Raw genomic sequence first — 12379 nt, forward strand, 5'->3', positions numbered from 1 at the left:
GCTTTGTGGCAATTTCCGGTTTTCCAGGCAGGGCCGTCATTTAATAATTCTGACCCGGATCGAACCGAGTACCGCTCCGGGCTTTAAAAGTCTACGCCCCGCTTTAGTTCTACGCCTCGATCGCCGTAGTGTTTGTGACAGTATACCTCGGAGTGTACGCTTGCCAAGTCAAAGTAAGCGTGGGGTTTGTGGCAGCGCCCGGTGATAATAATTTCTGTATCCCGCGGCTTGCGTAGCAGGGCTTCTACGATCGGCTCTACCGGCAGCAGTTCTAAGTCTACTGTGGGATTGAGCTCGTCGAGAATAATCGTTTTGTACCAGCCGCTGGCGATCGCACATTTGGCGATTTCCCAGCCCCGTTCTGCTTCTATGCAGTCTAGCTCTTGCTGTTGTCCCCGCCAAACTATAGCATCTCGGCCGCACCGCTGGTGGTCTACTAGCTGCGGGTAGCTTTGCCGCAAAGCTGCGATCGCCGCATCTTCTGTATAACCGGTGCCGCCTTTGAGCCATTGCACGATTAACACCCGGTGAGATTGGTCTTGACTGATACCCCTACCTATTGCCTGCAAAGCTTTGCCCAAAGCGCTCGTAGACTTGCCTTTCCCCGCTCCCGTGTATATTTCGATACCGGAAATATGATGCTCTGCCGCTGCGGGGTGATAGTGGGGCTTCATTTCTGAGTGTAAGTCGGCAATCTCCAGCAAAGCTTCGGGGGCCGCTCGGCCTGTGGCGATGACTTCTAAATATTCTGGTTTGTTTTTGAGGGTTTGGACTACTTCGTCAACTGGCAGCAAACCCAAGTCCAATAAGGGGTTTAGTTCGTCTAGTACCACGACGGAATAGAGCTCGCTGGCGATCGCTCCTTTGGCGATATCCCAGCCTCGCTGAGCTTCTGCGCGATCGAAGCGGGTGATTGCTTCGGCCCCAAAATATTCGGCTCTGCCGGTACGCACTTGGTCGATCAAGTGCGGAAATGCCCGTTGCAAGGCTTCTATTGCCCCGTCTTCGTCGTAGGAGCGGCCGGGGCCTTTAAGAAAGCGCAGCAACAAGACTCGCGTGGGCGAGTCAGAATTGATACCCAGCCCGATCGATCGCAACACTACTCCCAAAGCTGCCTGAGACTTGCCTTTACCAGCGCCGTCGTAGACGTGAATCTGACCTGCGGCGCGTTCCGAACGGGATGAGGCTGTCCGAATACCAATGCCATTCCTTACCATAATCAGCAGTTATTTGAGTCTGTATCGGGGTGGGTATTCGATCGCGCGCCTTGAATGTTTAATTTTTCCATTCTGTTGGCGGATCTCAACAGATTATACGATAAGTTCTAACCCCCAATCTTTTAAGCAGCGATCTAACGCAATCAGGTGCTAAAACCTTCGGTTAAGATTATTCCGTTTGTGCTGTACAATTAAATTTTAACACGGACTGATATACCTAAAGGCTTATGATTGCGAGTGTTTTCCCATTTCGGACTGTTTTGGTGCAAATTTTAATTATGTTTTTGGCGATCGCGATCGAATCGTGGTTTTTGCAAAAACTACTTAAACTCGGCCCCAAAACCAGCATTGAATATACAGCCATACTCAATCTATCTTGCACTTGCGTAGGCTGGTTAGTTTTCTTCGGCATTGAAAGCGTTCTTAGCAAAGAATTGCGGGAACAGCTTATCGGTTATATTTTATTAGGACGCGGGGATAATGTTTACGCTCCAATAACTATGATAGCACTCTCAGTATTAGCAGTAACCTTTCTAGCTAAATGGCAGGGATTAGAATTCATAGACAACATGGTTTCCGGCAATAAAAAAGCTTCCCAACCTCAGTTTTTAGGACCGCCGACCCTCACCCGCCGTCCTCCCAAAAGAACTTTTCAAGTAACTACCCAGTTTGGGGGAATTTTAATCGCCCACACTGTTAGCAATGTCGTTATTTTAACCGTGTTGTTTTTGCAAAGCGTCTATTGAAATTTATGATGAAGCAATTTTTAGATGTCACTCAGCAACTCACTAAGCTGACCAACAACCTTTGGGAAACCAATAAAAAAATCCAAAAGGCGATGATTCCGCCTAAAGTTGTTCACTGGAAGACTCCTTTACTACTCAGCATCTTTTTAGCTTTGCTGACAGTCGCGGCAGTCACTGACTGGCGGACGAGAACTCTGCTTTTTGATATGAGCTGGTTATTTTTTACACTTTCAATGGGTTTGCTGACCAGCCAGCAACCTTTTGTGATTAAAGGAGTAAGTCTGAGTCCGTGGGTGACAAGCATTTTAATTGGGTTGTGGTTGCTGGTAAGATTGCCGTCGGATAGGAAGGAAATAGCATGGATATCAGGCCCAATTATAGCAGTAGTCGTTCTTGCTATAATAGAGATTTGGAATAGCGAGTCCAAACGGGAAGGTATCAGGTCGTTGGTGCGCCCTCAGTTTTTGATGATTACTTTAGTTCACCTGCTGTTTTCCTGTTGGTTTGCTTTTCACTTTTTAATTCAAGGTTGGATACAACAGTATCCGAGCGTTTTATCTCAGGATTTGAGGCAAAGCGATTATGTGGTGACATTTCAAAAGCCAACTATTAATCGCTCCCGAGGAGTTGTCATCCTCAATGCAATGGAGCGATACCTGCGAAATGAAGCCCGCACAAAACCGTGGGCGCAGGTAGAGCAAATGTTAATAGATATTGACAACGAGAGATTTTTTCTGCGAAATCAAGCTTTAAACACAACTGAGATAGTCCCAGAAGATGCGAGCTGGGATGTCAAAACTTCGATCGTCCAAGGAGAGTCCCGCTATCAGTTACAGATGCAGGCAACTTGGCTGGGATTGGTTTTTAGACCGGAAATATATTCGTTTACCAAATCTTGCGAGGTGTTCCAGGTAGCCAATAGGGCAACTGTAACCTGCGATGCCATCAAACGCTCTCAACCCGGACAGAAAAAAGATGGAACGGCGGGGGACAGTCAAGTTTGATTCTGTCGGAGCATCTCAATGAAAGCAACCAAGCTAGAAATTGCAGTTTTGAGGCAGGAGGCTCTCTTGCTGCGAGGCAGAAGGAAAGAGGAAGAAGGAAGGAGCAAGAAGAAGTATTTTTCCAAATATGAGATGGTCCCGATTCTGTCTCTGTTAACTAATTGCGATCGGTATTGCCGGAGAGTGGGAGAGTCTGAGAGTCTGAGAAGGAAAAAATTCTCTTTCTTCCTTCTTCCTTCTTCCTTCTTCGTTACACTAAAGTATGGCGAAAGTTTTGGGCGGGTTAATAACTAGATGAATTTGAGAAGAATCTTGACAGTCGCGACCAATGTATTTTGGGAAGTAATTCGCGATCGCATCCTTTACTTAATTATTATTTTTGCTCTGTTGATGGGAGCCTCGGTACGGTTGATACCGGAATTGGCGGCGACAACCGAGAAGAAAATTATTTTAGATGTCGGTTTGGCTGCTATGAGCATTCTCGGTATAATTGCTACAGTTTTTGTGGCTACCGGATTGGTCAACAAAGAAATTGAAAAGCGCACTGTTTACCTATTAGTTGCTAAGCCGATAAGTCGGGCTGAGTTAATTGTGGGGAAGCACTTAGGGCTGTCGGCGGTGCTGGCGGTGCTTGTAGCGGCAATGACTGTTATCTATCTGGCTATTCTGAGTTTGAGCCGCATTACTTTCCCTTTGGAAAGCATTTTAATCGCTTCGTTTTTTGTCTGGTTTGAGCTGTGTCTGATGGCCGGTGTCGGGATTTTATTTGGCGTTTTTAGCAGTTCGCTGCTGGCCACTTTACTGACATTTGGCGTTTATTTGATGGGACATTCGACGCGGGATTTAGTGGCTTTGGGCAAGTTAACTAAAAATCCTGGCATTGAACAATTGATGATGGGACTTTATCTGGTTTTGCCGGATTTAGCCAGATTCAATTTGAGAAATGATGCTGTTTACGGACAAGTTCCTTACTTGGCAGGTTTGATTACAGATGCTGGCTACGGTTTGCTGTATGTGGTGCTGCTGTTGTCAATTGCGATCGCCATATTTTCCCGCCGGGAATTTTAAAAGGCGCATTCCGCACCTTCAGGGTAATGGTTTGTAGGGAAGACTAAAATCATCACTACAAACAATTTTATGATCGAATTAGCGCGCTAAGATATAGAGAAGGTTATCGATCGCCCATCTCGACTAAAACTCAAACTTTTATTGGTAAAATGAGGTGACTTATGACTACTGTAATTCACAAACCGATATCGCAGCTCAAGATTACTTGGCCAGTGCTACCCGATGATTTCATCCTACCAGACGACCCCGTGGAAAATATAGAACATCCTTTAATCTCTAACGGTTTGCGCCAGTCTGTAGTGGATTGCCCGGAACTAATGCAAGATGCACTAATAGTTTCTAATTTTGCTTTGTGTGCTGCTGTGGACGATCGCACTATTTGCAAAGCCCCAGACTGGATGTACGTGCAGCCGGTTCAACCTTGGCCTCACAACTATCCCCGCCGCAGTTACACGCCTCATACCGAAGGAACTGTCCCTGTTGTAGTGATGGAATTTCTATCAGCAACTTACGGCGATGAATACTCTGTAGAACACACAGAAGAAATCGGCAAGTGGTTTTTTTACGAACAAGTAATCAAAGTTCCTCGCTATGTTATTTTTCGACCGCATACAGGCAGAATAGAAGTTTATGCGCTTGAATCAGAGCGTTATGACAATCAAAATCCTGATGAAAACGGCCGTTATTTAATACCTGGATTAAATCTATTTTTGGGAGTGTGGCAGGGAACTCGCGAAGGTAGAACGGGATATTGGCTGCGCTGGTGGACGGAGGGCGGAGAACTGCTTTTGTGGCCGGAAGAAAGGGCAGAAAATGAACGCCAGCGGGCCGATCGCCAACAGCAAGACAAAGAGTTAGCCGAAACGCTGCTGGAACAGGAAAGACAGCGAAATCAAGAACTTTTGGCTCGATTGGCAGCCCTCGGTATCGATCCAGAATAGCATTAGAAGTCCGATGTCCGTCGGAAGAATGAACAGGTTCGAGGTAAGAAGGGAACCCGATCGATATCTGCTTTCTTCATCCTTCTTTATTTAGTTTGCTTTCTTACTTCTCTGTTTGTCACAAAAAGTTGAAATTATGTTAGTAGAAAAACTCGCAGAATTAAAAAATATTTTCGCACAGATGGAACGGGCTTTGATCGCCTACTCCGGCGGAATAGACAGCACTTTGGTGGCAAAAATCGCTTTTGATGTATTGGGCGATCGCGCATTGGCAGTGACGGCAGTTTCCCCGTCTTTACTGCCAGAAGATTTAGAAGATGCGCGCATTCAAGCAGCCGAAATTGGGATTGCCCACCAGGAAGTACAAACTCAGGAAATGGCCAATCCAAATTACACTTCTAACCCGGTTAACCGCTGCTATTTCTGCAAAAGCGAACTGCACGATACTTTGAAACCCCTAGCACTAGCAAAGGGTTATCCTTATGTGGTGGATGGGGTTAATGGTGACGATTTAAAGGATTACCGTCCCGGAATTCAGGCTGCGAAGGAACGCGGCGCGCGATCGCCCTTAGCAGAAGTAGGCATGACTAAATTGGAAGTGCGGCAATTGGCAAAAGAATTGGGTTTGCCTTGGTGGGACAAACCGGCTCAACCTTGTTTGAGTTCGCGCTTTCCTTACGGCGAAGAAATCACCGTTGCAAAGTTGCAAAGAGTGGGCCGCGCCGAACGGTATTTGCGACAGTTGGGACTTAAAAATTTGCGAGTGCGATCGGACGGAGATACGGCGCGCATTGAGTTACCCGCAGAGGAGATTCAGGAGTTTGTGGTAAATACGGATTTGCCTGCATTGGTGGCGGTGTTTCAGGAGTTGGGTTTTGTGTACGCGACTTTGGATTTGGAGGGGTTTCGCAGCGGCAAATTAAATCAGGTTTTGCAACCTGAATTGTTGGGGGCGAAAGGTTAATTAAGAAGGTGGGTTGATAAATATTCTGGATCTGGCTTACAGATTGTTGGTGAAACCCGCCCCTAAAAATATTGACCGCAACAGCCGGACCGCAATTTCGATAAATTTGCATAAATCCTGAAGCCTGGTTAAACGAAGAGCATAAACTAAAGTAGCAAGAATAGCAGCAAGTTTTATGAAAGTTAAATTTAGATTAATCTTTGTCGCCTTGGCTTTGTTGTTGTCGGGCTACATCCCGTTTCGGGTGTTAGCTAGCCCGCAACCTTCGGGAGATACAGTTAGTTCTGCCCTCTGGTGGCAAGTTGCTGTGTACAATCAGGTACAACAAATTAAAGAACGGCAATATCAAGGGTGTGTGTGGGGCGATTCTATTTCCTCGGCCCTCGGCGATTCTTTGGGTGAAGAAAACTTTAATTTTGCGATCGGCGGAATGAGTTCAGTTTCGCTGCTAGAACAGCTTAAACTTGTAGTGCCACAGCGGTTTACCTGCGAAAAAGCGATTTTGGCGATCGGCACAAATGATGCTATGTACGGCATTAGCGACGAGCAGTTTGTCAGCAATTTGAAACAGGCGATCGCCGTGATGCGATCTATCGGAACAAAACAGATTATTCTGATTCCTGCTTTTTACTCAACTCTTGCCGCCAGCTACAATCCTAAATTTGCCGGAACAATTGCTAGAGTTGATGAAATCAATGTTCTCATCGATCGAGTAGCCGCCGACGAAAATCTGACCGTGGAATCTAGCGGTATACAAGCATTGTTTAAGGAAAAAGCTCTCAATGCAGATTTAACAATTGACGGCGTTCACCTCAATGCTAAAGGTTTAGATATATACAGAAAAGTTTTGTTAAATATTTTGAACGATCCCTTAACAACTCGCAATTTTTATGACATAATATGTGTTTAAATTATTACTTTAAATTCCTTGCGAACTTTAATCGTGTGTTTTGAACTCAACGACCACAATCAATTTTTTTGCAGTGATGACTGAAGTCCTCACTACAAACTTATAAGGGTTATTTTACCTGACTAGATATCAAGGAGTAGTTGTCGTAGTTTGTGGCTGCATTTGCTGCGGCTGCTGATTTTGGAGCTGAAGTTGCTGCTGTTGAATCAGAAGCTGCTGATTCTGAAGATCTATTTGCCGCTGTCTGTCTTCCAGTTGCAAGCGTCTGTCTTCTGCTTGCTGCAATCTATCTTCACGTTGTATCTCTCTTTCTAGCTGTCTGTCTTCACGTTGCTCTTGTCTGTCTTGACGTTGTTCGCGAATCTGTCTGAGCTGATTTCGCCGCTCGAAATCCCCTCCCAAAAATAAGTTTTGAAAAGCGTTGATAGTTGTTTGAAACCCTGTAAGAACGCCGCTAACAGCGCCGATCCCAGTTGCAACTCCTGTTATTGGCTGCAAGAAACTGTTGATATTGTCTGCTACCCTAGCATAGCCCGATCGCGCTACCAGAATCACATCGTTGTTGCGGAGAGTTGGGTTATTATTAGGATTCAAGCCTTGAGCAAAATCCACCTCGATCGTGCGGCGAGAAACAGTACCGTTGGGGTTCAAACGCAATAGTTCTACCTTGTCTTTTTTAGCCCGCAATTGATTGAAACTGCCTGCGGTCAGCAAAGCTTGGTGCAGGGATGTACTAGGCCGTACCTGCAAAGCCCCAGGCCTAATTACTTCTCCTACAATATTGATGCTAATCGCGTTCGGAGAAAAACTGCTATTTGCGACTTGAGAAACTTCAGCCAAGTCTACATTAGCTGCTGTCGGGATAATCACGCTATCTCCTTCTTGCAGCAAAATATCTTGAGTGGCGTCGCCTTTTTGCAGCAAATCCCACAGATTTACCATGATAGTTTGTTCGTTGCCTCCTCTGACTCGGCGGCGGATTTGCACGCGGCGAATGTCAGCTTCTGTAGTGATACCACCAGCAATTTTCAGTGCTCTAGTTATTGTTGGCAAGCCCACAACTGCTCCTTGCTGTTGGTCGATAGATACAAAACTCAACTCTGTTTGTTGGTTGCTCGATCGCACATCGGAAGCAAATACAGTATAAGGCCCCGGTCGATTTACTTCCCCGACAATTACCACGCCAATTGGTTTAGTAATATCAGCGGAAAAATTAGCACTGGCTCTTTGACGGACTTCTTCAGTATTCAGGGCCCTTGCTGTCGGTACAAAAATTGTATCTCCATCTCGAATGGTAACGTCTTGACGCAAATTTCCCGTGTCTAAAAAATCCTGCAAATCAACAGTAGTAACTTGCTCCGGCCCGCCTCTGCGGGGACGGCGAATTTGGACATTTCGCATATCTCCTGCTGATGTCACCCCTTTTGCAAGTTGCAGCATTTCCATCAAAGTCGGGAATTTTACTCCTCCTCCTTCTCTAGTGGGATTAATCTTGTAGGAACCCGGGCGAGTCACTTCACCCGCAAGACCTATATTTACGGGGCGAGCGACAATCACAGTCACGGTAACAACGGGAACATTTATGAAGGGTTCGTATCGCTTGGTAATCACGTTAGCGGCTTGTTGCAGCGTCAACCCTTGAATCGAGACGCTGCCAATGATTGGCAAATTGAGCGTCCCGTCAACTAACACTTGATATTCCTTGCTGAATTCAGGGACGCCGAAGATATCTAAAGCAATGCGATCGCCCGATCCTAAAGTATAAGCTGCTTCTGGTGTCAGCGGCGCAGAATTGCCGATCGGCGGCAAACTATAACCCGGAGGTGGCGGCGGCGGTACTCTCGGTTGGTTTGGGTTCCTAGCGGGCGCAGGATTTCTGATGGCAGGCAACTGAGCTCTACTGGGCAGCGAACTCAATAGCACCAGAAGTGCTGACAAACTCAGACTTGTAGCGGTTTGAACGGTATGTTTCATTTTTCTTCCCTGGTTGCGGCCTGCCATTGAACAAAAGCAATTTAGCTAGTTGATTTTAGTTTATTTTCCCTGCTGTCCAGTGTAGCCTCGCTTCGCTGCAAAATCCACAGGTGGAAGCATAAAAATTGTGCGATCGACCGATTTTAGATTTTAGGTTTTAGATTTTAGATTGGGAAATTGAATGATTCAATTGATATAATCATAATTATCTGCTCTTATTTGCGAGTAAAAAATACGTGGGACTCAAGCTCGATAAAGTAATTCCTTGGGGACGCTGCTTGGATGAATACATAGGAATGTTTAGCTTGACATCAAGTGACCTCAAGCTAGCAATTCTTGATTGTGCGGGCGGCCCGGCGAGTTTCAATGCCGAAATGACTCGCCAAGGTAAAAAGGTAATTTCTTGCGATCCAGTTTATCAGTTTAGCGCGGTAGAAATTGGCGATCGCATCCAAGAAACATATCAAACTGTGATTGACGGTGTTAAAGCCAATTTAGACGGCTATCTGTGGAACAATTTTGAATCGCCGTACCAGCTAGGCGAAGTAAGAATGAAGGCGATGCAGGAATTTTTAGAAGATTTTCCATCAGGCTTGCAGCAAGGTCGCTACATCAATGCTGAACTGCCAGTTTTGCCTTTCGAGAACGGTAAATTCGATCTAGCTTTGTGCAGCCATTTCTTATTTGCTTATTCTCACCTGCTTTCGGAAGAATTTCATCTGGAAGCTATTACAGAAATGTGTCGGGTTGCGAAGGAAGTCCGGGTATTCCCCCTATTGCAGAGTTTTAGCGGGGAGGAATCCGATCGCTTAAATCCGACTGTCACAGAATTGAAAAAGAGAAGTTTTAGTGTAGAAATTCAAGAGGCTCCCTACGAGTTTCAAAAAGGCGGGAATAAGATGCTGCGAGTTAGCAAAAAAAGCTCAGCCTAAAATTAAGCATAACTTATTATGCTGTTAGGGAAACCAAATAACAGCCATTAATTCGCCAACTATTATCAAACTGTTTTTCCATGAGATAAATGGCTCGGATTGGGATGCCTTCCGAGTCCAGCAACAGCACAGGCTGAGCGGGAATTCCTTCTACAGTCGCGAGGTTTTCAAATAATACCGATCGCGGACGGTAGACAGCTTCATAGGCAATTTTTACCATGTGCATAAAGTTTTCGGCTGTGCGAAACTGCTGCTGAATTCCGGGACTGGCGAAGGCAAAAGCCCCTGCTGCATCGTCTTTTTGAAATGCTTGCAGTTGCTGTTCTACGACTGAGCGAATGGTAGCGCGATCGCTGTCACTGATGAGCATATTTTTAATAATTTGTCAAGAGATGGGAGTGTAGAATAGTTACTATTATAGCGCTCCCACTTAAAGGCGATTTTGTGGCGGGATGGCTGGGAAGCTGTCAGGGCGATCGGGGTTTATTTAAACCTCCGGCGGGCTGCTGACATTAGTGGTAAAATTCGTTAAAGACTTTAAGAATTGTCAAAATGCTAAGCAGCGCCGCATTGAGGAAAACAGGGTCGGGGTGGGAATTTGCAAGTGAAGAAGCCTTAGAGGATTTTGTCGAAGTTCACTTGCAAAGTTTGCTCGGTTTGACGGTCATCAAGCGCCAATTCACTGTCAACGAGCAAAGATGCGATATTATAGCGGTGGACGAGAATAAACGGTTAGTTGTGCTGGAGTTAAAAAACGGCGAAGATAGATATGTCGTTCAGCAGTTAACCCGTTATTACGATGCTTTGTTGGAACACAAACCTTTTGCCGATCGCGTGGATTACGCTCAACCCGTTCGCTTAATAGCAATTGCGCCCAAATTTCACAGAGATAATTTTACAGATAGGAAGTATCACGGGCTATTTTTTCAATTTTTGCAATTTGCGATCGTTCCTGACGGGCAAAATTTATCTTTACACTTGAAAGATGTAGATGCCGAACACACTTCACAAGTAGAGATTACATATCAAGAAAGAGAAAGCACAGAGAACATACCCAGTCCACCCAAAGCACTTTTGAAACTTTTGAGTAATTGCCAGCTTAGTCAACAGCAAGAAATATTAAAAACTAGGCAGAAACTTCTCAGTTTTGATACGCGGATGGAAGAATTTGTGTCTGCTGGCAGTATCAAGTATGGAAAGGGAAATAGTAAAAATAGTAAATTCTGCGCTGAGTTGTGTTCGGATAGTAAAGGAAGTATAATCTTATTTCTGTGGTTGCCATTAAAAGGTCTGACAAGTAAAACTCTCGGCAGAGCAAGAATCTGGACTGATTGGGATGGCAATGCTTTGATAGAGGGCTACGTGTCAAGCGGAATTGGTGGTAAAGTTAGCTCTAACAAGAAGGTAATAGCTAATCAAACAGAAAAAGTAAAGCAGAACATAACAAATATCCAACAGTGGCAACAAAATTATAGGTATACTTATTTTAATGAAAGAAACTTGATAGAGTATATTAACAGCGCCATTAAAATTATTAAAAACTCTGCAATTTCTAAAATCTTCACTTATGAAGAGATGAAGTATATAGATTTAGCTAAGGATGTAAAAAATGTTTTTATTAAAATGAACATTGCCCAGCGATATCCGAACATCTTAGAAACTATAGACGAGTTAGACAAGCGCGCCTGTAAATTTAGTTCAGGTCAATTAATTGATTTAGCTCTGCAAAAATGGCTGGAAAGACTTTAAGGGGAAAAATCCGATCGCACTCCATCACCCCTTACCCAATCCACCATCTATCTGCGTCTATCTGCGTGCATCTGCGGTTAAAAAAAATCACATCAATAGCTTCGCACCAAACCAAATTACCAAACCTTGATATAATCTTACATCAAGAAGCAAAACTAAAACCAACTCATGCCGCAAACAGTCTGGATCGCACGACACGGAAACCGCATCGACTTCGTTAACCCCGACTGGTTTCTCACCGCAGAACACCGCTACGATCCCCACCTTTCCGAAGACGGTCACGTTCAAGCCAAACAACTCGCCAATCGCCTCAAAGGAGAAGGAATTTCTCACATTTTTGCTTCCCCTTTTCTGCGAACTGTCCAAACAGCAAATCACGCGGCAGAAGCTCTCGATTTGTCAATTAAACTTGAGTGGGGACTGTGCGAATGGCTGAATCCTGAATGGATGACAGAAATGCCGGAAACTGAGTCAGTCGAAGCTTTGTGCCGGCGTTTTCCCAGGATTGATGCTTCATACAAAGGCGGTATTGCTAATTATCCCGAAACTGGGGAAGCTTGTCTCAAAAGGGCGGGGGAAACGGCTAAACGCCTCGCGGCAGAGTTTCCCGAAGATATGTTATTAGTAGGTCACGGTGCGTCGGTTTTAGGAACTGCGATCGGGCTAGCGGGCGGTGCAGAAACGGAAATTAACGCTTCTCTGTGCTGTTTGGTGAAAGTGGTGCGGGGTGAGGGAGAATGGTCGATCGCACTTAATGGCGATACTTCTCACCTGACTGACTCTGAAGCCGTTATCCGGTTTAATTAAAGTTGAGATTGGTGCGAAAAATCCCATTCTATGCTATGTGTGTAACGTGCGCCGAGGTGCACCCTAT

The 12379-nt window shown here is 45.2% G+C and carries 12 protein-coding genes; 9 read left to right on the forward strand and 3 right to left on the reverse strand.

All coding sequences use genetic code 11. The annotated features are described in order from the left end of the window. Positions 1–83: 83 nt before the first annotated feature. On the reverse strand, positions 84–1217 hold the full coding sequence (locus OSC7112_RS08615; RefSeq protein ID WP_015175543.1) for a cob(I)yrinic acid a,c-diamide adenosyltransferase: 1134 nt from the start codon (positions 1215–1217) through the stop codon (positions 84–86). 227 nt (positions 1218–1444) lie between these two features. Here OSC7112_RS08615 and fraC point away from each other — a divergent pair, with 227 nt between their 5' ends. The 6 genes from fraC to OSC7112_RS08650 all read left to right on the forward strand — a co-directional run bounded on the left by fraC (position 1445) and on the right by OSC7112_RS08650 (position 6850). Next, positions 1445–1963 carry a filament integrity protein FraC gene (gene fraC / locus OSC7112_RS08620; RefSeq protein ID WP_015175544.1) on the forward strand — a complete coding sequence of 173 codons (519 nt, stop codon included), beginning with the start codon at positions 1445–1447 and terminating at the stop codon, positions 1961–1963. A 5-nt stretch (positions 1964–1968) separates the two neighbouring features. Next, complete coding sequence (locus OSC7112_RS08625; protein WP_015175545.1) at positions 1969–2967, forward strand: DUF5357 family protein; 999 nt, start codon at positions 1969–1971, stop codon at positions 2965–2967. Positions 2968–3261: 294 nt separating this feature from the next. Then, complete coding sequence (locus tag OSC7112_RS08635) at positions 3262–4035, forward strand: ABC transporter permease (protein ID WP_015175547.1); 774 nt, start codon at positions 3262–3264, stop codon at positions 4033–4035. 161 nt (positions 4036–4196) lie between these two features. Next, positions 4197–4976, forward strand: a complete 780-nt coding sequence (locus OSC7112_RS08640) for a Uma2 family endonuclease (protein WP_015175548.1) — start codon at positions 4197–4199, stop codon at positions 4974–4976. 136 nt (positions 4977–5112) lie between these two features. Beyond that, positions 5113–5940, forward strand: coding sequence for an ATP-dependent sacrificial sulfur transferase LarE (larE, locus tag OSC7112_RS08645; protein ID WP_015175549.1), 828 nt, complete (start codon positions 5113–5115; stop codon positions 5938–5940). 175 nt (positions 5941–6115) lie between these two features. After that, complete coding sequence (locus tag OSC7112_RS08650; RefSeq protein ID WP_015175550.1) at positions 6116–6850, forward strand: SGNH/GDSL hydrolase family protein; 735 nt, start codon at positions 6116–6118, stop codon at positions 6848–6850. A 129-nt stretch (positions 6851–6979) separates the two neighbouring features. Here OSC7112_RS08650 and OSC7112_RS08655 read toward each other — a convergent pair whose 3' ends face one another. Continuing rightward, positions 6980–8824: a polysaccharide biosynthesis/export family protein gene (locus tag OSC7112_RS08655; RefSeq protein ID WP_041623006.1), complete on the reverse strand. Its 1845-nt coding sequence runs from the start codon at positions 8822–8824 to the stop codon at positions 6980–6982. Between the two features lie 236 nt (positions 8825–9060). On the opposite strand from OSC7112_RS08655, the gene OSC7112_RS08660 reads away from it, so the two are divergent. After that, positions 9061–9756 (forward strand): class I SAM-dependent methyltransferase, encoded by a 696-nt coding sequence (locus OSC7112_RS08660; protein WP_015175552.1) that lies wholly within the window; start codon positions 9061–9063, stop codon positions 9754–9756. A gap of 16 nt (positions 9757–9772) precedes the next feature. Here OSC7112_RS08660 and OSC7112_RS08665 read toward each other — a convergent pair whose 3' ends face one another. Next, positions 9773–10126 (reverse strand): DUF4864 domain-containing protein, encoded by a 354-nt coding sequence (locus OSC7112_RS08665; protein WP_015175553.1) that lies wholly within the window; start codon positions 10124–10126, stop codon positions 9773–9775. A gap of 182 nt (positions 10127–10308) precedes the next feature. Between OSC7112_RS08665 and OSC7112_RS08670 the strand changes: the two genes are divergently transcribed. Next, positions 10309–11505 carry an endonuclease NucS domain-containing protein gene (locus OSC7112_RS08670; RefSeq protein WP_015175554.1) on the forward strand — a complete coding sequence of 399 codons (1197 nt, stop codon included), beginning with the start codon at positions 10309–10311 and terminating at the stop codon, positions 11503–11505. A 168-nt stretch (positions 11506–11673) separates the two neighbouring features. Beyond that, positions 11674–12312, forward strand: a complete 639-nt coding sequence (locus tag OSC7112_RS08675) for a histidine phosphatase family protein (protein WP_015175555.1) — start codon at positions 11674–11676, stop codon at positions 12310–12312. Positions 12313–12379 lie beyond the last annotated feature (67 nt).

The sequence above is a fragment of the Oscillatoria nigro-viridis PCC 7112 genome (genome assembly GCF_000317475.1).
Classification (GTDB): Bacteria; Cyanobacteriota; Cyanobacteriia; order Cyanobacteriales; family Microcoleaceae; genus Microcoleus; species Microcoleus nigroviridis.

Bases quoted from the DNA above. Each gene is read 5' to 3' on its own strand.
- OSC7112_RS08615 (WP_015175543.1), bottom strand. From the start codon at position 1,217: ATGGTAAGGAATGGCATTGGTATTCGGACAGCCTCATCCCGTTCGGAA.
- fraC (WP_015175544.1), top strand. From the start codon at position 1,445: ATGATTGCGAGTGTTTTCCCATTTCGGACTGTTTTGGTGCAAATTTTA.
- OSC7112_RS08625 (WP_015175545.1), top strand. From the start codon at position 1,969: ATGATGAAGCAATTTTTAGATGTCACTCAGCAACTCACTAAGCTGACC.
- OSC7112_RS08635 (WP_015175547.1), top strand. From the start codon at position 3,262: ATGAATTTGAGAAGAATCTTGACAGTCGCGACCAATGTATTTTGGGAA.
- OSC7112_RS08640 (WP_015175548.1), top strand. From the start codon at position 4,197: ATGACTACTGTAATTCACAAACCGATATCGCAGCTCAAGATTACTTGG.
- larE (WP_015175549.1), top strand. From the start codon at position 5,113: ATGTTAGTAGAAAAACTCGCAGAATTAAAAAATATTTTCGCACAGATG.
- OSC7112_RS08650 (WP_015175550.1), top strand. From the start codon at position 6,116: ATGAAAGTTAAATTTAGATTAATCTTTGTCGCCTTGGCTTTGTTGTTG.
- OSC7112_RS08655 (WP_041623006.1), bottom strand. From the start codon at position 8,824: ATGAAACATACCGTTCAAACCGCTACAAGTCTGAGTTTGTCAGCACTT.
- OSC7112_RS08665 (WP_015175553.1), bottom strand. From the start codon at position 10,126: ATGCTCATCAGTGACAGCGATCGCGCTACCATTCGCTCAGTCGTAGAA.
- OSC7112_RS08670 (WP_015175554.1), top strand. From the start codon at position 10,309: ATGCTAAGCAGCGCCGCATTGAGGAAAACAGGGTCGGGGTGGGAATTT.
- OSC7112_RS08675 (WP_015175555.1), top strand. From the start codon at position 11,674: ATGCCGCAAACAGTCTGGATCGCACGACACGGAAACCGCATCGACTTC.